We start from the raw sequence: 21392 nt of genomic DNA on the forward strand, positions 1-21392 counted from the left end.
CGCGTGACGTGCTGTCGGGCTTTTCGTATTCTCGCTAAAGTTTTTTGACGCCGCGCCGATAGCCCGGTCATACAGCAACCCCGTGGTGACGAGGTACCCTATGAATCCAATGTTAGCCCTTCGGCAATACCAGAAGATCGGCGCCCAGGCGCAGACCTCCGAGGCGAGCCCGCATCGCCTGGTGCAAATGCTGATGGAAGGTGGCCTGGACCGTATCGCCCAGGCCAGCGGTGCGCTGCAGCGCAAGGACATCGCCGGCAAGGGCATCGCGATCGGCAAGGCGATCGGTATCATCGGCGGCCTGCGCGAAGGCCTCGACCGCGACAACATGACCGCAGAGCTCACGCGTCTGGACAATCTTTACCTGTACATGACCCGGCGCCTGAGCGAAGCCAACATGAAGAACGACCCAGCGATCCTGGACGAGGTTCGGGACTTGCTGACCACCGTCAAGGAAGGTTGGGACGCGATCGGCGCGCCGTCGATGGTCCCCTGAATATCAGGAGCAAGCATGAGCCAGGTGATCGAGCGCATTGAGCGCACGCGGGATGAGTTGCTGGCGGCATTGGCCAGTCGTGACTGGCAGGCGGTCGGCGAACTCGACCTGGCGTGCCGTGTCTGTGTCGAAGACGTGTTGAGCGAGGCGCTCAGCAATGAGGCGCAGGTACGTTCGAGCCTGGAGTCGCTGCTGGCGGTATACGGGCAATTGATTGATGTTGCAAGTGGTGAACGTCAATCAATAGTCGACGAGATGACACAAATCCGTCAGGCGAAAAATGCGGCTAAGGTATACCATCTGTTCACCTGACCACAGATGTACAAAAATCCGTGCGCCATTAATTTGACTGTATAGGTTTTTTTGACTTTACTAGTGGCTGTTTTCGAATTTCAGACGTCCGAACACTGACCATTCAGTCGGAGATGTCGAGCTTGCCCCTCCCGGGCGCCGATATGACTAGGGAAGTTGCTATTGCATGTGGCGTGAAACCAAGATTCTCCTGATCGATGACGACAGCGCCCGCCGCCGCGATCTGGCGGTGGTCCTGAACTTTCTCGGCGAAGAAAACCTGCCTTGCTCGAGCCAGGACTGGCAGCAGATGGTGGGCGGACTGTCTTCGAGCCGAGAAGTGCTCTGCGTGCTCATCGGTACCGTCAACGCCCCCGGCAGTGTCCTCGGGCTCCTTAAGACAGTGGCCGGGTGGGATGAGTTCCTTCCGGTGTTGCTGATTGGCGAAATTTCTTCGGCGGAGTTCCCGGACGAACAGCGTCGCCGGGTGCTGTCGAACCTGGAAATGCCGCCCAGCTATAGCCAGCTGCTCGATTCGCTGCACCGCGCCCAGGTCTATCGCGAGATGTACGACCAGGCGCGTGAGCGCGGCCGTCAACGCGAACCCAATCTGTTCCGCAGCCTGGTCGGCACCAGTCGCGCGATCCAGCATGTGCGGCAGATGATGCAGCAGGTCGCCGATACCGATGCCAGTGTGTTGATCCTGGGCGAGTCCGGCACCGGCAAGGAGGTGGTCGCGCGCAACCTGCACTACCATTCCAAGCGCCGTGAAGCGCCGTTCGTGCCGGTCAACTGCGGGGCGATTCCGGCCGAGCTGCTGGAGAGCGAGCTGTTCGGCCATGAAAAAGGCGCGTTCACCGGTGCGATCACCAGCCGCGCCGGGCGCTTCGAGCTGGCCAATGGCGGTACGTTGTTCCTCGACGAGATTGGCGACATGCCGTTGCCGATGCAGGTCAAGCTGCTGCGGGTATTGCAGGAGCGCACCTTCGAGCGGGTGGGTAGCAACAAGACCCAGAGCATCGATGTGCGCATCATCGCCGCGACCCACAAGAACCTGGAGAGCATGATCGAGGAGGGGACCTTCCGCGAGGACCTGTACTACCGCCTCAACGTCTTCCCGATCGAGATGGCGCCGCTGCGTGAGCGGGTCGAGGACATTCCGCTGCTGATGAATGAGCTGATCTCGCGCATGGAGCACGAGAAGCGTGGCTCGATCCGCTTCAACTCGGCGGCCATCATGTCGCTGTGCCGTCACGGCTGGCCGGGCAACGTGCGTGAACTGGCCAACCTGGTCGAACGCATGGCGATCATGCACCCGTACGGGGTGATCGGGGTGTCGGAGCTGCCGAAGAAGTTCCGCTACATCGACGATGAGGACGAACAACTCGTCGACAGCCTGCGCAGCGACCTGGAAGAGCGGGTGGCGATCAACGGTCACGCGCCGAACTTCAGCAACGCGGCGATGTTGCCACCTGAAGGCCTGGATCTGAAGGACTACCTGGGCAGCCTGGAGCAGGGCCTGATCCAGCAGGCGCTGGACGATGCCAACGGCATCGTGGCGCGCGCCGCCGAGCGCCTGCGCATTCGCCGCACTACGTTGGTCGAGAAGATGCGCAAGTACGGCATGAGTCGCCAGGGTGGTGAGGATCAGGCGGAAGATTGATTGTTGCCTTGGGCTGCATGCCTTGGGTTTGATGGTGGGGAGAAGATCGAGCGCCGCCCGCGCGGCGCATCGCGAGCTCTGCTCGCTCCTACGTTTATTTCTGGCCAGTATTGCCTGTTGCAGCGTGCGCGATCGCCGTTTGTTTCGGGCCGGTATCGCCTGTTGCAGCGTGCGCGATCGCCGTTTGTTTCGGGCCAGTATTGCCTGTTGCAGCGTGCGCGATCGCCGTTTGTTTCGGGCCGGTATCGCCTGTTGCAGCGTGCGCGACAGCCGTTGTTTCGGGCCAGTATCGCCTGTCGCAGGCGTGCGCGACCGCCTTGCCATGCACCAATGCGCCCGCGCGCAAATCCCCCAGGAATAATTGGCCCGAAACAAACGTAGGAGCGAGCGCAGCTCGCGATGCGCCGCGCGGGCGGCGCTCGGTCTGCGTCACGCCACAGACCTCGAACTGTTCGCCCCAGGGCAATCTCACATCCCCGGCCAGCCTATTGCTACACCGTTTTTATGACGGTCAGCCACGCGAGAAAGCACGGTGCAGGGTGGCGAGGATCAGGCGGAAATTGATTTTTGCCTTGGGCTGCATGCCTTGGATTTGATGGTGGGGCGAAGATCGAGCGCCGCCCGCGCGGCGCATCGCGAGCTCTGCTCGCTCCTACGTTTGTTTCGGGCCAGTATTGCCTGTTGCAGCGTGCGCGACAGCCGTTTGTTTCGGGCCGGTATCGCCCGTTGCAGCGTGCGCGACAGCCGTTTGTTTCGGGCCAGTATTGCCTGTTGCAGCGTGCGCGACAGCCGTTGTTTCGGGCCAGTATCGCCTGTCGCAGGCGTGCGCGACCGCCTTGCCATGCACCAAGGCGCCCGCGCGCAAATCCCCCAGGAATAATTGGCCCGAAACAAACGTAGGAGCGAGCGCAGCTCGCGATGCGCCGCGCGGGCGGCGCTCGGTCTGCGTCACGCCACAGACCTCGAACCGTTCGCCCCAGGCCCCCCCCTCATCCCCGGCACGCCTATTGCTACACATTGGCATCACACCGTTTTTATGACGGTCAGCCACGCGAGAAAGCACGATGCCCCAGGCCGCCCACGTTTCCCGAGTCCCTGATCTGCAGGGGCGCACCCCGGTCGAACAGGAGTCTCGACAGGGCCTGGAGCAGGCTTTTGCCTTGTTCAACCAGGTCTCCAGCCAACTCAACCAGTCCTACAGCATGCTCGAAGCCCGGGTCAGCGAGCTCAAGGGCGAGCTGGCGGTAGTGGGCGCGCAGCGCATGGCCGAGCTGAACGAGAAGGAACGCCTGGCCAATCGTCTGCAGAACCTGCTCGACCTGCTGCCCGGTGGCGTGATCGTGATCGACGACCAGGGCCGGGTGCGCGAAGCCAACCCGGCTGCCTGTCAGCTGCTGGGCGAGCCGTTGGTCGGTCAGCTGTGGCGCGAAGTGATCGCCCGCAGCTTCGCCCCGCGCAAGGACGACGGTCATGAAGTGTCCCTGCGTGACGGTCGTCGCCTATCGATCGCCACGCGCTCGCTCGACGCCGAACCGGGGCAACTGGTGCTGCTCAACGACCTGACCGAAACCCGCCGTCTGCAAGACCAGCTGGCGCGCCATGAGCGCTTGTCGTCGCTCGGGCGCATGGTCGCCTCGCTTGCGCATCAGATCCGTACGCCGCTGACTGCGGCCATGCTCTATGCCAGTCATTTGGCCGACGCCGAACGCGAGCTGGCGCCGGCTACTCGGCAACGCTTCGCCGGCAGTCTTAAAGAGCGACTGCATGAGCTCGAGCATCAGGTGCGCGACATGCTGGTGTTCGCCCGCGGCGAGTTGCCGCTTACCGATCGACTCACGCCCAAGGCCTTGTTTCAGGCGCTTCAACACGCTGCTCAGGCCCACGTGCAGGGGCACGGCGTACGCTGGCAGTGCGACACTCACCTGGGCGAACTGCTGTGCAACCGCGACACCCTGGTCGGGGCGCTGCTCAATGTGATCGAAAACGCCTTGCAGGCCAGTAGCGGCCCGGCGCGCGTGAAGGTGCATCTGTGGCGCCGTGGCGACACGCTGAACCTGGCCATCAGCGATGCCGGCAGTGGTATCGACGCCGAATTGCTGAGCCGCCTGGGTGAACCCTTCCTGACCACCAAGGCCACCGGCACAGGCCTGGGGCTGGCGGTGGTCAAGGCCGTGGTGCGGGCGCACCATGGCACGCTGGCCATACGCTCGAAGGTCGGTCGCGGCACCTGCGTCAGGGTCGAGCTACCGCTGCTCGCCTGCCTGCCTGCGGAGTCGCGGTGATGAGCATCAAGGTCCTGCTGGTCGAGGACGACCGCGTCTTGCGCCAAGCGCTCGGCGATACCCTCGAGCTCGGGGGCTTTGCCTTCGATGCCGTCGGCAGTGCCGAGGAGGCGTTGCAGGCCGTGGCGCAAGAGGCCTACAGCCTGGTGGTCAGCGACGTCAATATGCCGGGAATGGATGGTCACCAGTTGTTGGCGTTGTTGCGTCGCCAGCAGCCGCAGTTGCCGGTGTTGCTGATGACCGCCCATGCTGCGATCGAGCGCGCAGTGGAGGCCATGCGCCAAGGTGCGGCCGATTACCTGGTCAAGCCGTTCGAGCCCAATGCACTGCTCGGGTTGGTCGAGCGCCACGCTGCCGGACGCTTGCCCGATGCCGAGGAGGATGGCCCGGTGGCTTGCGAGGCGGCCAGCCGGCAACTGCTGGAGCTGGCCGCGCGGGTGGCGCGCAGCGACTCGACGGTGCTGATCTCTGGCGAGTCGGGCACCGGCAAGGAAGTACTGGCGCGCTTCATTCATCAGCAATCGCCGCGTGCGGCCCAGCCGTTCGTAGCGATCAACTGCGCTGCGATCCCGGACAACATGCTCGAAGCCACGCTGTTCGGCCATGAAAAGGGCGCGTTTACTGGTGCCATCGCCGCTCAGGCCGGCAAGTTCGAGCAGGCCGATGGCGGCACCCTGTTGCTCGACGAGATTTCCGAAATGCCGTTGGGCCTGCAGGCCAAGCTGCTGCGCGTGCTGCAGGAGCGTGAAGTGGAGCGGGTGGGCGGGCGCAAGCCGATCAGCCTGGATATCCGCGTGCTAGCTACCACCAATCGCGACCTGCTGGGCGAAGTGGCGGCGGGGCGCTTTCGCGAGGACTTGTACTATCGCCTGTCGGTCTTCCCCTTGGCCTGGCAGCCGCTGCGCGAGCGCCGGGATGACATACTGCCATTGGCCGAGCGGCTATTGGCGCGCCATGTAGCGAAAATGAAGCATGCGCCGGTGCGCCTGTCTGCCGAGGCTCGGAGCTGCCTGCAATCTCACGCCTGGCCGGGCAATGTGCGCGAGCTGGACAACGCCTTGCAGCGGGCGCTGATCCTGCAGCAGGGCGGGGTCATTGAGGCGGCGGATTTCTGTCTGGCCGGCGCCATTCCCTTGTCAATGGGCTCTATGGCCATTAAATCGCCATCATTGGCGGAGCTGCCATCCGATGCTTCCGCCCTGGGTGATGACCTGCGTCGGCATGAGTATCAGATGATCATCGACACCCTGCGCGCCGAGCGCGGGCGACGCAAGGAAGCGGCGGAAAAGTTGGGCATCAGCCCACGCACCTTGCGCTACAAGCTGGCGCAGATGCGTGATGCCGGGCTCGACGTGGAAGCCAGCCTGTTCGGCTGAGCCAGTCATTTGCAGCGCTAGCGGTCGGGCTGGCACACGTGTTGCTAGTTCACGGCTATCCGCCGCATGAGTGTCAAAAAAATGCGGCCGCCGGAGAGAGAAGGTCATGAGCCAAGGTGTTGAATTCAATCGTCTGATGCTGGACATGCGGGCCATGCAGGCCGACGCCATGTCGCTGCCCAAAGCCACTGCCGCTACCGAGTTGGCACCTGGCCAAAGCACCTTTGCCGACATGCTCGGCCAGGCCATCGGCAAGGTCAATCAAACCCAGCAGGCCTCGACCCAGCTCGCCAATGCGTTCGAGATCGGCAAGAGCGGCGTCGACCTGACCGACGTGATGATCGCTTCACAGAAAGCCAGCGTGTCGATGCAGGCGTTGACCCAGGTACGCAACAAGCTGGTCCAGGCGTATCAGGACATCATGCAGATGCCAGTGTGAGGACGGAAGTAAACCATGGCTGATGCAGTCGTCGATAACGCCCCCGCCAAGAGCGGTGCGCCAGCACCCAAGCCGCCGTTGCTGAACCTGGCGTTCCTGGAGAACATCTCGCAGATGCCCATGCTGCGTCAGGTCGGCCTGCTGGTCGGTCTTGCCGCGAGCGTGGCGATTGGCTTTGCCGTGGTGTTGTGGTCGCAGCAGCCCGACTATCGACCGCTGTACGGCAGCCTGGCGGGCATGGACACCAAGCAGGTCATGGACACCTTGGCCTCGGCAGACATCCAGTACCGCGTCGAGCCCAACTCCGGTGCCTTGCTGGTCAAGGCCGACGACCTGTCCCGTGCGCGCCTGAAACTGGCGGCGGCCGGGGTGGCGCCAAGCGACGGCAATGTCGGCTTCGAACTGCTCGACAAGGAGCAGGGCCTGGGCACCAGCCAGTTCATGGAGGCTACCCGCTACCGCCGCAGCCTTGAAGGCGAGTTGGCGCGGACAGTGTCGAGCCTGAACAACGTCAAGGCCGCGCGCGTGCACCTGGCCATCCCGAAAAGCTCGGTATTCGTGCGTGACGAGCGCAAGCCCAGTGCTTCGGTGCTGGTCGAGTTGTACCCAGGTCGCGCACTGGAAGCGGGGCAGGTGATGGCGATCGTCAACCTGGTCGCCACCAGCGTCCCCGAGCTGGACAAGTCGCAAGTCACGGTGGTCGATCAACGCGGCAACCTGCTCTCCGAGCAACTGCAGGACACCGCCCTGACCATGGCCGGCAAGCAGTTCGACTACAGCCGGCGCATGGAGGGCATGCTGACCCAGCGTGTGCACAACATCCTGCAACCGGTGCTGGGCAACGACCGCTACAAGGCTGAAGTGTCGGCCGACCTGGATTTCAGCGCGGTGGAATCGACTTCCGAGCAGTTCAACCCAGACCAGCCAGCGCTGCGCAGCGAGCAGGCGGTCAACGAACAGCGCGCCAGCAGCCAGGGCCCGCAGGGCGTGCCGGGCGCGCTGAGCAACCAGCCGCCAGGCCCTGCTTCTGCGCCGCAGACCACCGGCGGCGCAGCCGGTGCTGCCGGCGCCATCCAGCCTGGCCAGCCGCTGGTGGACGCCAACGGTCAGCAGATCATGGACCCGACCACCGGCCAGCCGATGCTGGCGCCGTACCCGTCGGACAAGCGTGAGCAGACCACCAAGAACTTCGAGCTGGACCGCTCGATCAGCCACACCCGCCAGCAGCAGGGTCGCCTGACCCGCCTGTCGGTGGCGGTGGTGGTCGATGACCAGGTCAAGCTCGGTGCCAACGGCGAAGCCACGCGCGCGCCCTGGGGTGCCGAAGATCTGGCGCGCTTTACCCGCCTGGTGCAGGACGCCGTGGGCTTCGACGCCAGCCGTGGCGACAGCGTGACCGTGATCAACGTGCCGTTCGCCGCCGACCGTGGCGAAGAGATTGCCGACATCGCGTTCTACCAGCAGCCGTGGTTCTGGGACATCGTCAAGCAGGTGCTGGGCGTGCTGTTCATTCTGGTGCTGGTGTTCGGAGTGCTGCGCCCGGTGCTCAACAACATCACCGGGGGTGGGAAGCAGGCTGCCGCTGACAGCGACATGGAGTTGGGCGGGATGATCGGGATGGATGGCGAACTGGCCAACGACCGTGTCAGCCTGGGTGGCCCATCAAGCATTCTGTTGCCGAGCCCCAGCGAGGGTTACGAAGCACAGCTCAACGCAATCAAGGGCCTGGTGGCCGAAGACCCGGGCCGTGTGGCCCAGGTCGTGAAAGAGTGGATCAACGCCGATGAGTGACAATCGAGCCATTACCGCCAAGCTGAGCCGCGTCGACAAGGCAGCGATCCTGCTGCTTTCGCTCGGTGAAACCGATGCTGCGCAAGTGCTGCGGCACATGGGCCCGAAAGAAGTGCAACGGGTCGGTGTGGCGATGGCGCAGATGGGCAACGTGCACCGCGAGCAGGTCGAGCAGGTGATGAGCGAGTTCGTCGAGATCGTCGGCGACCAGACCAGCCTGGGCGTCGGCTCCGATGGCTACATCCGCAAGATGCTCAACCAGGCCCTGGGCGAAGATAAGGCCAACGGCCTGATCGACCGGATTCTGCTGGGCGGCAACACCAGCGGCCTGGACAGCCTGAAGTGGATGGAACCGCGCGCCGTGGCCGACGTGATCCGCTACGAGCACCCGCAGATCCAGGCCATCGTGGTCGCCTACCTGGACCCGGACCAGGCCGGTGAAGTGCTGAGCAACTTCGACCACAAGGTGCGCCTGGACATCATCTTGCGGGTGTCTTCGCTCAACACCGTGCAGCCGGCGGCGCTCAAGGAGCTGAACCAGATTCTCGAGAAGCAGTTCTCGGGCAACTCCAATGCTGCGCGCACCACCTTGGGCGGTATCAAGCGTGCTGCCGATATCATGAACTTCCTCGACAGTTCCGTGGAAGGTGCGCTGATGGACTCGATCCGCGAGATCGACAACGACCTGTCGGAGCAGATCGAAGACTTGATGTTCGTCTTCAACAACCTGGCCGATGTCGACGACCGTGGCATCCAGGCGCTGCTGCGCGAAGTGGCTTCGGACGTGCTGGTGGTGTCGCTCAAAGGCGCTGACGAGCGGGTCAAGGACAAGATCTTCAAGAACATGTCCAAGCGTGCCTCGGAGCTGCTGCGCGACGACCTGGAGGCCAAGGGCCCGGTACGCGTCAGCGACGTGGAAACCGCGCAGAAGGAAATCCTCACCATCGCCCGGCGCATGGCCGAAGCCGGCGAGATCGTCCTCGGCGGCAAAGGCGCCGAAGAGATGATCTAAGCTTCAAGCCGCAAGCTTGTAGCTTCTAGCTCTCCAACGCTTTCAACCGTAGGCACGTCGATGTCCAGCAGAGAATCCCATCCCAGCGACCTGATTCGCGCCCGCGACCTCGAGGGGGTCGATGTCTGGACGTTGCCAAGCTTCGACCCTGAGCCTGAGCCGCAACCTGAGCCTGAGCCTGAAGCGGTCGCCGAAGAAGTCGAGGAAGTGCCGCTCGAGGAAGTCCAGCCGCTGACCCTCGAGGAACTCGAGGCGATTCGCCAGGAGGCCTACAACGAAGGGTTCGCCACCGGCGAGCGCGAGGGTTTTCATGCCACTCAGCTCAAGGTGCGCCAGGAGGCCGAACAGGCGCTCGAGGCCAAGTTGGCCAGCCTCGAACAGTTGATGGGCCACCTGCTCGAGCCGATCGCCGAACAGGACACGCAGATCGAGCGAAGCCTGGTGCACCTGGTTGCGCACATGGCGCGGCAGGTGGTGGGCCGTGAACTGAAGAGCGACTCGAGCCAGATTACCCAGGTATTGCGTGAGGCATTGAAGTTGCTGCCCATGGGCGCCGACAACATCCGCATTCACCTCAATCCCCAGGACTTCGAGCTGGCCAAGGCCCTGCGCGAGCGCCATGAAGAGAACTGGAAGCTGCTCGAGGACGAAGCCCTGTTGCCTGGAGGGTGCCGCATCGAAACCTTGCACAGCCGGATCGACGCGACCATGGAAACGCGTATCGAGAAGGCCGTCGCGCAGCTGTTCGACCAGTTGCACGACCAGGCCCTGCACCCGGCTGCCGCCGACATGGCGGTCGAGCTGAGCAGCGCCGATGCGTCTTGAGCGCACCAGTTTCGGCAAGCGCATGGGCGGTTATGCCGAGGCGATCACGCTGCCGGTGCAGCCGGTGGTCGAAGGCCGGCTGCTGCGCATGGTCGGCTTGACCCTTGAAGCCGAAGGCCTGCGCGCGGCGGTAGGCGGGCGCTGCCTGGTGATCAACGACGACAGCTATCACCCAGTGCAGGTCGAAGCCGAGGTCATGGGGTTCTCCGGTAGCAAGGTGTTCCTGATGCCGGTCGGCAGCATTGCCGGCATCGCCCCAGGCGCGCGGGTGGTGCCGCTGGACGACAGCGGCCGCCTGCCGATGGGCATGAGCATGCTCGGCCGGGTGCTCGATGGTGCCGGCCGCGCCCTTGACGGCAAGGGCGGCATGCGTGCCGAAGACTGGGTGCCGATGGACGGTCCGATCATCAACCCGCTCAACCGCGACCCGATCAGCCAGCCGCTGGATGTCGGCATCCGCAGCATCAATGGCCTGTTGACCGTCGGCCGTGGCCAGCGCCTGGGCCTGTTCGCCGGGACCGGGGTGGGTAAATCGGTGCTGCTGGGCATGATGACGCGCTTCACCGAAGCCGAGATCATCGTGGTCGGGCTGATCGGCGAGCGTGGCCGCGAGGTCAAGGAGTTCATCGAGCACATTCTCGGTGAAGAAGGGCTCAAGCGTTCGGTGGTGGTAGCGTCACCGGCTGACGATGCGCCGTTGATGCGCCTGCGCGCGGCCATGTACTGCACGCGGATTGCTGAGTATTTCCGCGACAAGGGCAAGAACGTGCTGCTGCTGATGGATTCGCTGACGCGCTTCGCCCAGGCCCAGCGCGAGATCGCCTTGGCCATTGGCGAGCCGCCGGCCACCCGCGGCTACCCGCCGTCAGTATTCGCCAAACTGCCCAAGCTGGTGGAGCGCGCGGGTAACGGCGAGCCTGGGGGAGGGTCGATCACCGCCTTCTATACCGTGCTCTCGGAGGGCGACGATCAGCAGGATCCGATCGCCGACTCCGCGCGTGGCGTGCTCGACGGTCACTTTGTGCTGTCACGGCGCCTTGCCGAGGAAGGCCATTATCCAGCCATCGACATCGAAGCGTCGATCAGCCGGGTGATGCCGCAGGTCGTCGATGCCGACCACCTGCGCCAGGCGCAGAAGTTCAAGCAGCTGTGGTCGCGCCTGTCGCAGAGCCGCGACCTGATCAGCGTCGGCGCGTATGTGGCCGGTGGCGACCCGGAGACTGACCTGGCGATTGCCTTGCAGCCGAGGCTGGTGGATTTCCTGCGCCAGGGCCTGGATGAAAATGTCGGCATGGCGCAGAGCCGCGACGAGCTGGGGGCGATATTCACGCCCCCGGCCAAGGGTTGATGAGCCATGAGCCTGCCCAGTCGCGCCGCGCGTCTGGCCCCGGTGGTCGACATGGCCGAGGAGGCCGAGCGCAAGGCGGCCCAGCGGGTCGGGCAGTTTCAGCAACAGCTGGCGCAGGCCCAGGCCAAGCTGGCGGAGCTCGAGTCGTTTCGCGAGGGTTACCAGGCGCAGTGGATCAACCGTGGCAGCCAGGGCGTGGACGGCAGCTGGCTGCTCAACTATCAACGCTTTCTGGCCCAGCTGGAAACGGCGATGACCCAGCAGCGCCAGAGTCTGGCCTGGCATGAGAACAACCTGAAGAACGCTCGCGCCACCTGGCAGCAGGCCTACGCGCGGGTCGAGGGTCTGCGCAAGCTGGTGCAACGCTACCTGGACGAAGCCCGCCGTGCCGAAGACAAGCGCGAACAGCGCCTGCTCGACGAGCTTTCCCAGCGCCTGCCTCGCCAGGGGCAGGCGCAAAGCTGAAGCTGGTTGCAGCTGCCCCACGCAGCTGCTACACCTGTGTCAGTCGCCATCAACGAAGGGATCGCTAGCATGGCAGTCGAGACAGATTTTTCGCAGGACGGGAAAAAGCTCACGATCAAGATCAAGGGCCGCTTCGATTTCGGTAAGCATCAGGAATTTCGCGATGCCTACGAGCGCCAGCCCACTCGGGCCGACTTCATCGTCGTCGACCTCAAGGACACCACCTACCTGGACAGCTCGGCGCTGGGCATGCTGCTGTTGCTGCGTGACCATGCCGGTGGCGATGAGGCGGATGTGCGGGTGGTGCATGCCAGCTCGGACGTGCGCAAGATCCTCGCCATCTCCAATTTCGAAAAACTCTTCGACATCAGTTGAGCGTGTCCATGGCGGCCGAACACGCGTTGACCGTACTGGTGGCTGAAGACAGCGCGGTCGATCGTCTGCTGCTCGCGCAGATCGTGCGTCGCCAAGGCCACCACGTGTATACCGCGCAGAACGGCGAGCAAGCCGTGGCGCTGTTCGCGCAAAAACGGCCGCAACTGGTGCTGCTCGATGCGCTGATGCCGGTGATGGACGGTTTCGAGGCGGCGCGGCAGATCAAGCGCCTGGCCGGCGAAGCCCTGGTGCCGATCATCTTCCTCACCTCGCTGAACGAGGAGCAGGCGCTGGTGCGTTGCCTGGAGGCCGGTGGTGATGACTTCATGGCCAAGCCCTACAGCGCGGTGATCCTGGCCGCCAAGATCCGTGCCATGGATCGCCTGCGGCGCTTGCAGGCCACCGTACTCGAGCAGCGGGACCAGATTACCCGGCACCACCACCATCTGCTCAACGAGCAGCGCGTGGCCAAGGCGGTGTTCGACAAGATCGCCCACTCCGGCTGCATCACCGCACCGAACATCCGTTACCTGCAATCGCCTTATGCCCTGTTCAATGGCGACCTGTTGCTGGCCGCGTTCACGCCGGCCGGCGACATGCATGTGCTGCTGGGCGATTTCACCGGCCATGGTCTGCCGGCTGCCGTTGGCGCCATGCCCCTGGCCGAGGTGTTCTATGGCATGACCGCCAAAGGCTACGGCCTGGCGCAGATGCTGCGCGAGATGAACGCCAAGCTCAAGCGCATCCTGCCGGTGGACATGTTCTGCTGCGCCATGCTGCTCAATGTGTCGGTCCAGCGTGGTGCTGTCGAGGTGTGGAATGGCGGGATGCCGGACGGCTACCGGCTCTCGGCGGATGGCCAGGTGCTGGGACAGCTACCGTCACGTCACTTGCCATTGGGCATTCTGGCGCCAGAACGCTTCGATGACAGCACCGAGGTGCTGCCACTGGCGGCCGGCGAGCGGGTATTGCTGTTGTCGGATGGCGTGGTCGACACCGCCGACGAGCAAGAGCGCCTGTTCGGCGTCGAGCGCCTGCATCAGGTACTGGCCGCCAACCGTGAGCCGGCGGCGCTGTTCGATGAGCTGATGCAGGCGCTGGCGCGTTTCGGTGGGCGCCCACGCGACGACATCAGCCTGTGCGACATCCGCATGTTCGCCAGCAGCGAGCGGGTGCCGGCACCGACCCTGTATTCCGACAGTGGTCGCTCCAGCCCGCTGGACTGGTCGCTGGGCTTTGTACTGCGCGGGGAGACCCTGCGGCGCTTCAACCCCGTTCCGTACCTGGTGCAGCTGTTGCAAGAGATCCACGGCTTGCGCCCGCACACCGGGGCGCTGCACAGCGTGCTCAGCGAGCTGTACGCCAACGCCCTGGAGCACGGCGTGCTGGCACTGGATTCACAGCTCAAGCGCGATGTGCAGGGTTTTGCCGACTACTATCAAGAGCGCGCCCGGCGCCTGGCACGCCTGACCGAGGGTTTCGTGCGCATCGACCTGGAAGTTGAACCGCTGGGCAATGGCGGGCGTCTTACCCTTGAGGTACGCGACAGCGGCGCTGGTTTCGATGTGCAAGAAGTGCTGGCACGACCGGCCCCGCAGCAGGGGCTGAGCGGGCGCGGGCTGCACCTGGTGCAGCGCCTGGGTAGCCGTGCCCAATGGTGCGAGGGAGGCCGCTGTGCCCGTGTGCAGTTCGACTGGTGATGGCTCTGGAGGCCCGCACCGCAGCTCAGGCATAATCCAGCTTGATCAGGGAGTGAGCAAGTGACCGACATCCATATCGATTTGAAGGTGCTCAGCGATTTGCAGGAGGTCATGGAAGATGGCTATCTGCAGTTGCTCGAGACCTTTCTGGAAGACTCCGCGCAGCGTTTGCATCAGCTGCACGAGGCCAAGAGTGCCGACGAGCTCGGCATGGCCGCGCACAGCTTCAAAGGCAGCAGCAGCAACATGGGCGCGGTAGGCCTGGCCCGGTTGTGCCAGCAGCTCGAAGAGCGCGTCAGAACGCGGCCGCTGTATGGCATCGAGGACCTGATCAACCGCATCGATCAGGAATACCTTGAAGTGCAGCGTTTCTATCGCGGTGAGCGCGAGCGCGTTTCGGCCAGCTGACTACAAGTTGGCTCGACTTTTGCTTCTCTGAAGCCAGATGTCATTTCGTTTCTGGCGCGGAGACCCGTCAATGCCTGTCGCACCCAACCCATTGATACAAGCCACCACCGTCGGCAAGCCGTCGAACACGGCCGCTGCGCGGATGGACAAACCGCTGCAGGCGGCAGGCGAGGCGGGCGGCTTCGATCGGGTCATGGCGCGCCAGGGCCGCGACAAGTCGCCCGCCATGCCGGCGAAGCCGCCGCAGGCGCAGCCGAATGACAAACCCGAGCCTGCTCATGGCGGCAACACGCATGCCGCTGACAAGTCGGCGCTTGCCGATGACGGCAAAACGTTGCCAGGCGACGATGCCTCTTCGCCTGCCGCCGACAGTGCGCTGGCCAACGACCCCGGCTCGGTCGACGCCACCCTGGTCGCCGGCCAGGTCACCGATGCCCAGCCTGGCGCCCAGTTGCTGCAGGCCCAGGCAGAGGCAGTGGCGCCGGTGCTGCGGGCGGCAGTGCGACAAGCACCCACGACGCCGGTGGCCGAGCCAGTGACCCAGGCATCAGAGGGCGAAAGCTTCGATCCGCAAGCTGATCCGCTGGCCAACCTGCCGACCTTGCGTCTGGCGCTGGAGCACAATGCCCAGGCCAAGGGCACCACTTCGGCCCACGCCGGCGACACCACCAACGGCGATTCAGCCGATGGCCAAGCGCCCGTCAATCCATTGGCGAACCTGGTTGACGAAGCCAAGGACCACAAAGGCCAGGGGCAAGGCGGCGACAAAGCCTTCAGCGCTTTGCTCGAAGACGGCCTGAAAACGCCCAAGGGTGTTGCCGGCGACACCCGCGTCGATGACTTTGCCAACCGCTTGGCCAACCTGACCCAGGCAGTCACTTCCACGCCGGTCAATGGCGCCAGTGCCGCGCCGGTCAACGCCAACCCCTTGCAACAACCGCTGATGATGAACCAGGGCGCCTGGGCCGAGGGGCTGGTCAACCGCGTGATGTATCTGTCGAGCCAGAATCTCAAGTCGGCGGATATCCAGCTGGAGCCGGCTGAGCTCGGGCGTCTGGATATTCGCGTCAATGTCGCCACCGACCAGTCCACCCAGGTCACCTTCATCAGTGGTCATGCCGGTGTCCGTGATGCCCTGGACAGCCAGGTCCACCGCTTGCGCGAGCTGTTCGCCCAGCAGGGCCTGGCGCAGCCAGACGTCAACGTCGCCGATCAATCACGCCAGCAACAGCAGCAGGCGCAGCAGCAAGCGGCAGAGTTGTCCGGCGTGGCGGCGCGGCGTGGCCAGGGCGGGGGCGCCGAGCAGGGCGAGTTGGCCGACGCGGCGCGGCCTGTCGAGCAACAGGTGGTGATTGGCGACAGCGCTGTGGACTACTACGCCTGATGAGCGCTTGAGCGGTCGCGACCCGTCTGGCAGCTCCTGACAAACCTGGCATAACACTTGCTCAAGCCCCGTCATCCACTTTTAAAACCGCTGGACGACGGATTATTGGCATGGCGAAGAGCGACGCAGTGAAAGACCCCGCCGCAAAAGGCAAACTCAAGCTGATCCTGCTGCTGGTGCTGGCCCTGCTGCTGGCGGTCGGCCTGTCGGTAGGCGCGACCTGGTTCATCATGCACAAGAGTGAATCGGCGCCGGCGCCGCAGGCGGCCGCCAGCAACGTCAAGGCGCCGGCCATCTATGTGCCGCTGGCACCGGCCTTCGTGGTCAACTTCAACCAGAACGGTCGCCAGCGCTACATGCAGCTGAGCATTACCCTGCAGGGCCGCAACCAGGCTGACCTCGATGCACTGGCGGTGCACATGCCGGTGATCCGCAACAACCTGGTGATGATGTTCTCGGGCCAGGGTTTCGACACGCTCTCGGCCAGTTCAGTCGGCCAGGAAATGCTGCGTCAGAAAGCCACCGCCGTGGTCCAGGAAGTGGCGCAGAAGGAAGTCGGCAAGCCTGTGATCGATCAGCTGCTGTTCACCAATTTCGTATTGCAGTAGGAGTCCGCAATGGCCGTACAGGACCTGCTGTCCCAGGATGAGATCGATGCCCTGCTGCATGGCGTCGACGATGGGCTGGTACAGACCGAGAGCGTTGCCGAGCCTGGCAGCATCAAGAGCTACGACCTGACCAGCCAGGATCGGATCGTGCGCGGTCGCATGCCGACCCTGGAAATGATCAACGAGCGTTTCGCCCGCTACACCCGCATCAGCATGTTCAACCTGCTGCGCCGCTCGGCGGACGTGGCGGTCGGTGGCGTGCAGGTGATGAAGTTCGGCGAATACGTGCATTCGCTGTATGTGCCGACCAGCCTCAATCTGGTCAAGATCAAGCCGTTGCGCGGCACTGCGCTGTTCATCCTGGACGCCAAGCTGGTGTTCAAGCTGGTCGACAACTTCTTCGGCGGCGACGGCCGTCACGCCAAGATCGAAGGCCGCGAATTCACCCCGACCGAATTGCGCGTGGTGCGCATGGTGCTGGACCAGTGCTTCGTCGACCTCAAGGAAGCCTGGCAGGCGATCATGCCGGTCAACTTCGAGTACATGAACTCCGAGGTCAATCCGGCGATGGCCAACATCGTCGGCCCGAGCGAGGCGGTGGTGGTGTCGACCTTCCACATCGAGCTCGACGGCGGCGGCGGCGACCTGCACGTGACCATGCCGTACTCGATGATCGAGCCGGTGCGCGAAATGCTCGATGCCGGTTTCCAGTCGGACCTGGACGACCAGGACGAGCGCTGGGTCAAGGCCCTGCGCGAAGACGTGCTCGACGTCTCGGTGCCGCTGACCGCCACCGTTGCCCGACGCCAGCTCAAGCTGCGCGACATCCTGCACATGCAGGCCGGCGATGTGATCCCGGTGGAGCTGCCCGAGCACCTGGTGCTGCGCGCCAACGGCGTGCCGTCGTTCAAGGCGCGCCTGGGCTCGCACAAGGGCAACCTGGCCCTGCAGATCATCGACCCGATCGAGCGCCGCTGAAGGCACGCCGATCGCTCCCAACGAATTGAATGCTGTCGAGGACATCATGGCTAACGAAAACGAGATCACTTCCCCGGAAGACCAGGCCCTGGCCGACGAGTGGGCAGCAGCGCTGGAAGAAACCGGTGATGCCGGGCAATCCGACATTGACGCGCTGCTGGCCGGCGACCGCGGCAAGCCCGGCGCCGGGCGCCTGCCCATGGAAGAGTTCGCCAGCTCGCCGCGGCCGAACGAGAACGTCAGCCTCGAAGGCCCCAACCTGGATGTGATCCTGGACATCCCAGTGAACATTTCCATGGAAGTGGGTAGCACCGAGATCAACATCCGTAACCTGCTGCAGCTCAACCAGGGCTCGGTGATCGAACTCGATCGCCTGGCTGGCGAGCCGCTCGATGTGCTGGTCAACGGCACGCTGATCGCCCATGGCGAAGTGGTGGTGGTCAACGAGAAGTTCGGCATTCGCCTGACCGACGTGATCAGCCCAAGCGAACGCATCAAGAAGCTGCGCTGAGTGAAGGCTTCAATACGCCGCTTCGCCGCCCTGGGTGCGCTGCTGGTCAGCGAGCTGGCGTTCGCCGCAACGCCGGCGGCCAGTCCCACTGTCACCCCGACGGCGGCCCCCGGCAGCCTCGGCGGGCAACTGGCGCAGATGGTCTTTGGCCTGCTGCTGGTGGTCGGCCTGATCTTCTTCCTGGCCTGGGTGCTGCGGCGCATGCAAGGCGCCGCCCCCAAGGGCGGGCAGGTGATCGAGATCGTCGGCAGCCGCGCGATCGGCCCGCGTGACCGTCTGCTGCTGGTGCAGATCGGTCGCGAGCAGATCTTGATCGGCCATACCCCAGGCAGCATCGAAGCCCTGCACGTCATGGCCGAACCCGTCGAGGTGCCGGTCGGTGCCCGCCAGGCCACGCCGGAATTTGCCCAGCGCCTGATGGAGCTGATGGGCAAGGATCATAAGGACAACACGTGATGAGCGGCGCGCTGCGCATTGTATTGACCCTGGCGCTGCTGCTGGCCGCGCCGCTGGCGCTGGGTGCCGACCCGTTGTCGATTCCGGCCATCACCCTGTCCAACACCGCCGACGGGCAGCAGGAGTATTCGGTCAGCCTGCAGATCTTGCTGATCATGACGGCGCTGAGTTTCATCCCCGCGTTCGTCATTCTGATGACCAGCTTCACCCGTATCATCATCGTCTTCTCGATCCTGCGCCAGGCGCTGGGCTTGCAGCAGACGCCGTCGAACCAGGTGCTGACCGGCATGGCGCTGTTCCTTACCCTGTTCATCATGGCGCCGGTGTTCGACCGGGTGAACCAGGATGCCTTGCAGCCGTACCTGAACGAGCAGATGACCGCACAGCAAGCGGTGGAAAGAGCCCAGGGCCCACTCAAGGAGTTCATGCTGGCGCAGACCCGGCAGAGCGACCTGGACCTGTTCATGCGCTTGTCCAAGCGCACCGACATCGCTGGGCCCGAACAGGTGCCGTTGACCATCCTGGTGCCGGCGTTCGTCACCTCGGAGCTCAAGACCGCCTTCCAGATCGGCTTCATGATCTTCATTCCGTTTCTGATCATCGACATGGTGGTCGCCAGTGTGCTGATGGCCATGGGTATGATGATGCTGTCGCCGTTGATCATCTCGCTGCCGTTCAAGATCATGCTGTTCGTCCTGGTCGATGGCTGGGCGCTGATCATGGGTACCTTGGCCGGCAGTTTCGGTGGCGTCTGATGCTGCCAGGGAGAGCCTTGCATGACACCTGAAGTCGCTGTCGATCTGTTCCGCGATGCCTTGTGGCTGACCACCCTGATGGTCGCCGTGCTGGTGGTCCCCAGCCTGCTGGTCGGCCTGGTGGTGGCGATGTTCCAGGCCGCTACGCAGATCAACGAGCAGACCTTGAGCTTCCTGCCGCGTCTGCTGGTGATGCTGGTCACGCTGATCGTCGCCGGGCCTTGGTTGGTGCAGAAGTTCATGGAGTACATCACCAGCCTGTACACCAGCATTCCGCAGCTGATCGGTTGAGCCGGCCATGCTCGAACTGACCGATGCGCAGATAGGCACCTGGGTCGCCACGTTCATCCTGCCGCTGTTCCGGGTGACCGCGGTGCTGATGACCATGCCGATTTTCGGCACGCGCATGCTGCCGGCGCGCATCCGTCTGTACGTGGCGGTGGCGATCACCGTGGTGATCGTGCCGGGGTTGCCGCCGCTACCCGAATTCGAGCCGCTGAGCCTGCGCGGTTTGCTGCTGTGCGCCGAGCAGGTGATCGTCGGCGCGCTGTTCGGGTTTTCCTTGCAACTGCTGTTTCAGGCCTTCGTCATCGCCGGGCAGATCATCGCCGTGCAGATGGGCATGGCCTTCGCCTCCATGGTCGACCCGGCCAACGGCGTCAATGTGGCGGTGGTCAGCCAGTTCATGACCATGCTGGTCAGCGTGCTGTTCCTGTTGATGAACGGTCACCTGGTGGTGTTCGAAGTGCTGACCGAAAGTTTCAGCACCTTGCCGGTGGGCAATGCATTGGTGGTCAGTCACTTCTGGGACATGGCCGGGCGCCTGAGCTGGGTGTTCGGTGCGGGGCTGCTGCTGATCCTGCCGGCGATCACCGCGCTGCTGGTGGTCAACATCGCCTTCGGCGTGATGACCCGCGCCGCGCCGCAGTTGAACATCTTTTCCATCGGCTTCCCGCTGACCCTGGTGCTGGGCATGGCGATCTTCTGGATCGGCCTGGCTGATGTGTTGTCGCATTATCAGGCATTGGCCAGCGAAGCCCTGCAGTGGCTGCGTGAACTGGCGAGGGCGCGCTAGCGATGGCAGAGAGCGAGAGCGGTCAGGACAAGACGGAAGACCCCACCGACAAGCGCAAGCGCGACGCGCGAGAGAAAGGTGAGATCGCCCGCTCCAAGGAGCTCAATACCGTCGCCACGACCCTGGCCGGTGCCGGGGCGCTGCTGGCGTTCGGCGGTAACCTGGCGCAAACCCTCATGGCCTTGATGCGCATGAATTTTTCCTTGAGCCGCGAGGTGCTGATCGACGAGGGCTCGATGGGCATGTTCCTGCTGGCCTCGGGCAAGATGGCGATCTGGGCCGTACAGCCGGTGCTCATGCTGTTGTTCATCATCGCTTTCGTCTCGCCCATAGCCCTGGGCGGTTTCATCTTCTCCGGCAGCCTGTTGCAACCGAAATTCAGCCGCATGAACCCGCTGTCGGGGATCAAGCGCATGTTCTCGATCAACTCGCTGACCGAACTGCTCAAGGCGATGGCCAAGTTCGTGGTGATCCTGATCGTGGCGCTGGTGGTACTCAACAGCGACCGCCAGGCGCTGCTGGCGATTGCCAACGAGCCCATGGAACAGGCGATCATTCACAGTGCCCAGGTGGTTGGCTGGAGCGCGCTGTGGATGGCGGCAGGCCTGCTGCTGATCGCTGCCGCCGACGTACCGTTCCAGCTGTGGCAGACCCACAAGAAGCTGAAGATGACCAAGCAGGAGGTCAAGGACGAGTACAAGGACAGCGAAGGCAAGCCCGAGGTGAAACAGCGCATTCGCCAGCTGCAGCGCGAAGTGTCGCAGCGGCGCATGATGGCGGCCGTACCCGAGGCCGATGTGATCATTACCAACCCGACTCATTACGCGGTGGCGTTGCAGTACGACCCGGAAAAGGGTGGGGTGGCGCCTTTGCTGGTGGCCAAGGGCACCGACTTCGTCGCCCTGAAAATTCGCGAGATCGCCGTCGAGCACCAGGTGCAGATTCTCGAGTCGCCCGCCTTGGCGCGGGCGATCTACTACTCCACCGAGGTTGAAGGGGAAATCCCGGCGGGGTTGTACCTGGCGGTGGCGCAGGTGTTGGCCTATGTGTTCCAGATCCGCCAGTACCATGCCGGGAAGGGCAAGCGGCCAGAGCCGTTGAAAAAAGATCTGCCGATTCCAAGCGACCTGCAGCGCGATAGCTGACAGCCACCC

24 protein-coding genes are annotated in these 21392 nt (G+C 63.9%); 23 read left to right on the forward strand and 1 reads right to left on the reverse strand.

Annotation, left to right across the window (positions count from 1 at the left end; all coding sequences use genetic code 11):
• Nucleotides 1-100: 100 nt before the first annotated feature.
• The 3 genes from fliS to fleQ all read left to right on the forward strand — a co-directional run bounded on the left by fliS (nucleotide 101) and on the right by fleQ (nucleotide 2450).
• Nucleotides 101-496: a flagellar export chaperone FliS gene (gene fliS / locus ACLEJW_RS13135; RefSeq protein WP_145189375.1), complete on the forward strand. Its 396-nt coding sequence runs from the start codon at nucleotides 101-103 to the stop codon at nucleotides 494-496.
• A gap of 15 nt (nucleotides 497-511) precedes the next feature.
• Complete coding sequence (locus tag ACLEJW_RS13140; RefSeq protein ID WP_145189372.1) at nucleotides 512-808, forward strand: flagellar protein FliT; 297 nt, start codon at nucleotides 512-514, stop codon at nucleotides 806-808.
• Between the two features lie 166 nt (nucleotides 809-974).
• Nucleotides 975-2450: a transcriptional regulator FleQ gene (fleQ, locus tag ACLEJW_RS13145; RefSeq protein ID WP_145189369.1), complete on the forward strand. Its 1476-nt coding sequence runs from the start codon at nucleotides 975-977 to the stop codon at nucleotides 2448-2450.
• Between the two features lie 94 nt (nucleotides 2451-2544).
• Here the strand turns inward: fleQ and ACLEJW_RS13150 are convergent, their stop codons facing one another.
• Nucleotides 2545-2883 carry a hypothetical protein gene (locus ACLEJW_RS13150; RefSeq protein ID WP_440777706.1) on the reverse strand — a complete coding sequence of 113 codons (339 nt, stop codon included), beginning with the start codon at nucleotides 2881-2883 and terminating at the stop codon, nucleotides 2545-2547.
• A 631-nt stretch (nucleotides 2884-3514) separates the two neighbouring features.
• On the opposite strand from ACLEJW_RS13150, the gene ACLEJW_RS13155 reads away from it, so the two are divergent.
• The 20 genes from ACLEJW_RS13155 (at nucleotide 3515) to flhB (ending at nucleotide 21383) form a co-directional block, all read left to right on the forward strand.
• Nucleotides 3515-4732: a sensor histidine kinase gene (locus ACLEJW_RS13155; protein ID WP_145189367.1), complete on the forward strand. Its 1218-nt coding sequence runs from the start codon at nucleotides 3515-3517 to the stop codon at nucleotides 4730-4732.
• Nucleotides 4732-6108: a sigma-54-dependent transcriptional regulator gene (locus ACLEJW_RS13160; RefSeq protein ID WP_313303124.1), complete on the forward strand. Its 1377-nt coding sequence runs from the start codon at nucleotides 4732-4734 to the stop codon at nucleotides 6106-6108. Before ACLEJW_RS13155 ends, ACLEJW_RS13160 begins: the two co-directional genes overlap by 1 nt.
• A 106-nt stretch (nucleotides 6109-6214) precedes the next feature.
• On the forward strand, nucleotides 6215-6547 hold the full coding sequence (gene fliE / locus ACLEJW_RS13165) for a flagellar hook-basal body complex protein FliE (RefSeq protein ID WP_145189362.1): 333 nt from the start codon (nucleotides 6215-6217) through the stop codon (nucleotides 6545-6547).
• Nucleotides 6548-6562: 15 nt separating this feature from the next.
• Nucleotides 6563-8338, forward strand: coding sequence for a flagellar basal-body MS-ring/collar protein FliF (gene fliF, locus ACLEJW_RS13170; RefSeq protein WP_145189360.1), 1776 nt, complete (start codon nucleotides 6563-6565; stop codon nucleotides 8336-8338).
• On the forward strand, nucleotides 8331-9350 hold the full coding sequence (gene fliG, locus ACLEJW_RS13175) for a flagellar motor switch protein FliG (RefSeq protein WP_145189358.1): 1020 nt from the start codon (nucleotides 8331-8333) through the stop codon (nucleotides 9348-9350). The genes fliF and fliG overlap by 8 nt, the downstream gene beginning before the upstream one ends.
• A 60-nt stretch (nucleotides 9351-9410) precedes the next feature.
• Nucleotides 9411-10175, forward strand: a complete 765-nt coding sequence (gene fliH, locus ACLEJW_RS13180; RefSeq protein WP_145189355.1) for a flagellar assembly protein FliH — start codon at nucleotides 9411-9413, stop codon at nucleotides 10173-10175.
• Nucleotides 10165-11523: a flagellar protein export ATPase FliI gene (gene fliI / locus ACLEJW_RS13185; protein WP_313459089.1), complete on the forward strand. Its 1359-nt coding sequence runs from the start codon at nucleotides 10165-10167 to the stop codon at nucleotides 11521-11523. Before fliH ends, fliI begins: the two co-directional genes overlap by 11 nt.
• A 6-nt stretch (nucleotides 11524-11529) precedes the next feature.
• Nucleotides 11530-11988 (forward strand): flagellar export protein FliJ, encoded by a 459-nt coding sequence (fliJ, locus tag ACLEJW_RS13190; RefSeq protein WP_145189350.1) that lies wholly within the window; start codon nucleotides 11530-11532, stop codon nucleotides 11986-11988.
• A gap of 69 nt (nucleotides 11989-12057) precedes the next feature.
• Nucleotides 12058-12363, forward strand: a complete 306-nt coding sequence (locus ACLEJW_RS13195) for an STAS domain-containing protein (protein WP_145189347.1) — start codon at nucleotides 12058-12060, stop codon at nucleotides 12361-12363.
• Between the two features lie 8 nt (nucleotides 12364-12371).
• Complete coding sequence (locus ACLEJW_RS13200) at nucleotides 12372-14063, forward strand: ATP-binding SpoIIE family protein phosphatase (RefSeq protein WP_313302850.1); 1692 nt, start codon at nucleotides 12372-12374, stop codon at nucleotides 14061-14063.
• Between the two features lie 60 nt (nucleotides 14064-14123).
• Nucleotides 14124-14471, forward strand: coding sequence for an Hpt domain-containing protein (locus ACLEJW_RS13205; protein WP_313302844.1), 348 nt, complete (start codon nucleotides 14124-14126; stop codon nucleotides 14469-14471).
• A gap of 70 nt (nucleotides 14472-14541) precedes the next feature.
• Nucleotides 14542-15855, forward strand: coding sequence for a flagellar hook-length control protein FliK (locus ACLEJW_RS13210; protein WP_440777707.1), 1314 nt, complete (start codon nucleotides 14542-14544; stop codon nucleotides 15853-15855).
• A 110-nt stretch (nucleotides 15856-15965) separates the two neighbouring features.
• Nucleotides 15966-16463 carry a flagellar basal body-associated protein FliL gene (fliL, locus tag ACLEJW_RS13215; RefSeq protein WP_145189334.1) on the forward strand — a complete coding sequence of 166 codons (498 nt, stop codon included), beginning with the start codon at nucleotides 15966-15968 and terminating at the stop codon, nucleotides 16461-16463.
• 9 nt (nucleotides 16464-16472) lie between these two features.
• On the forward strand, nucleotides 16473-17441 hold the full coding sequence (gene fliM, locus ACLEJW_RS13220; RefSeq protein WP_027921190.1) for a flagellar motor switch protein FliM: 969 nt from the start codon (nucleotides 16473-16475) through the stop codon (nucleotides 17439-17441).
• 46 nt (nucleotides 17442-17487) lie between these two features.
• Entirely contained in the window at nucleotides 17488-17952 is a 465-nt protein-coding gene (fliN, locus tag ACLEJW_RS13225) for a flagellar motor switch protein FliN (protein ID WP_440777708.1), read from the forward strand.
• A complete protein-coding gene (fliO, locus tag ACLEJW_RS13230) occupies nucleotides 17953-18408 on the forward strand; it encodes a flagellar biosynthetic protein FliO (RefSeq protein WP_145189327.1) in 456 nt (151 codons plus the stop codon).
• Entirely contained in the window at nucleotides 18408-19163 is a 756-nt protein-coding gene (gene fliP / locus ACLEJW_RS13235; protein WP_313302830.1) for a flagellar type III secretion system pore protein FliP, read from the forward strand. The genes fliO and fliP overlap by 1 nt, the downstream gene beginning before the upstream one ends.
• A gap of 21 nt (nucleotides 19164-19184) precedes the next feature.
• The gene (gene fliQ, locus ACLEJW_RS13240; RefSeq protein WP_145189321.1) at nucleotides 19185-19454 is read left to right on the forward strand and encodes a flagellar biosynthesis protein FliQ; all 270 of its coding nucleotides are present in this window, start codon (nucleotides 19185-19187) and stop codon (nucleotides 19452-19454) included.
• Nucleotides 19455-19461: 7 nt separating this feature from the next.
• Entirely contained in the window at nucleotides 19462-20238 is a 777-nt protein-coding gene (fliR, locus tag ACLEJW_RS13245) for a flagellar biosynthetic protein FliR (RefSeq protein ID WP_313302827.1), read from the forward strand.
• Between the two features lie 2 nt (nucleotides 20239-20240).
• Nucleotides 20241-21383: a flagellar biosynthesis protein FlhB gene (flhB, locus tag ACLEJW_RS13250; protein ID WP_313459076.1), complete on the forward strand. Its 1143-nt coding sequence runs from the start codon at nucleotides 20241-20243 to the stop codon at nucleotides 21381-21383.
• Nucleotides 21384-21392 lie beyond the last annotated feature (9 nt).

The organism is Pseudomonas sp. SMSB3, from assembly GCF_052041965.1.
GTDB lineage: Bacteria > Pseudomonadota > Gammaproteobacteria > Pseudomonadales > Pseudomonadaceae > Aquipseudomonas.

Coding starts and splice junctions, on each gene's coding strand:
- fliF (WP_145189360.1), top strand. CDS start 6,563: ATGGCTGATGCAGTCGTCGATAACGCCCCCGCCAAGAGCGGTGCGCCA.
- fliG (WP_145189358.1), top strand. CDS start 8,331: ATGAGTGACAATCGAGCCATTACCGCCAAGCTGAGCCGCGTCGACAAG.
- ACLEJW_RS13200 (WP_313302850.1), top strand. CDS start 12,372: ATGGCGGCCGAACACGCGTTGACCGTACTGGTGGCTGAAGACAGCGCG.
- fleQ (WP_145189369.1), top strand. CDS start 975: ATGTGGCGTGAAACCAAGATTCTCCTGATCGATGACGACAGCGCCCGC.
- fliH (WP_145189355.1), top strand. CDS start 9,411: ATGTCCAGCAGAGAATCCCATCCCAGCGACCTGATTCGCGCCCGCGAC.
- fliP (WP_313302830.1), top strand. CDS start 18,408: ATGAGCGGCGCGCTGCGCATTGTATTGACCCTGGCGCTGCTGCTGGCC.
- fliQ (WP_145189321.1), top strand. CDS start 19,185: ATGACACCTGAAGTCGCTGTCGATCTGTTCCGCGATGCCTTGTGGCTG.
- ACLEJW_RS13155 (WP_145189367.1), top strand. CDS start 3,515: ATGCCCCAGGCCGCCCACGTTTCCCGAGTCCCTGATCTGCAGGGGCGC.
- fliR (WP_313302827.1), top strand. CDS start 19,462: ATGCTCGAACTGACCGATGCGCAGATAGGCACCTGGGTCGCCACGTTC.
- ACLEJW_RS13210 (WP_440777707.1), top strand. CDS start 14,542: ATGCCTGTCGCACCCAACCCATTGATACAAGCCACCACCGTCGGCAAG.
- fliJ (WP_145189350.1), top strand. CDS start 11,530: ATGAGCCTGCCCAGTCGCGCCGCGCGTCTGGCCCCGGTGGTCGACATG.
- fliS (WP_145189375.1), top strand. CDS start 101: ATGAATCCAATGTTAGCCCTTCGGCAATACCAGAAGATCGGCGCCCAG.
- ACLEJW_RS13160 (WP_313303124.1), top strand. CDS start 4,732: ATGAGCATCAAGGTCCTGCTGGTCGAGGACGACCGCGTCTTGCGCCAA.
- ACLEJW_RS13195 (WP_145189347.1), top strand. CDS start 12,058: ATGGCAGTCGAGACAGATTTTTCGCAGGACGGGAAAAAGCTCACGATC.
- fliN (WP_440777708.1), top strand. CDS start 17,488: ATGGCTAACGAAAACGAGATCACTTCCCCGGAAGACCAGGCCCTGGCC.
- fliM (WP_027921190.1), top strand. CDS start 16,473: ATGGCCGTACAGGACCTGCTGTCCCAGGATGAGATCGATGCCCTGCTG.
- fliL (WP_145189334.1), top strand. CDS start 15,966: ATGGCGAAGAGCGACGCAGTGAAAGACCCCGCCGCAAAAGGCAAACTC.
- fliE (WP_145189362.1), top strand. CDS start 6,215: ATGAGCCAAGGTGTTGAATTCAATCGTCTGATGCTGGACATGCGGGCC.
- ACLEJW_RS13140 (WP_145189372.1), top strand. CDS start 512: ATGAGCCAGGTGATCGAGCGCATTGAGCGCACGCGGGATGAGTTGCTG.
- flhB (WP_313459076.1), top strand. CDS start 20,241: ATGGCAGAGAGCGAGAGCGGTCAGGACAAGACGGAAGACCCCACCGAC.
- fliI (WP_313459089.1), top strand. CDS start 10,165: ATGCGTCTTGAGCGCACCAGTTTCGGCAAGCGCATGGGCGGTTATGCC.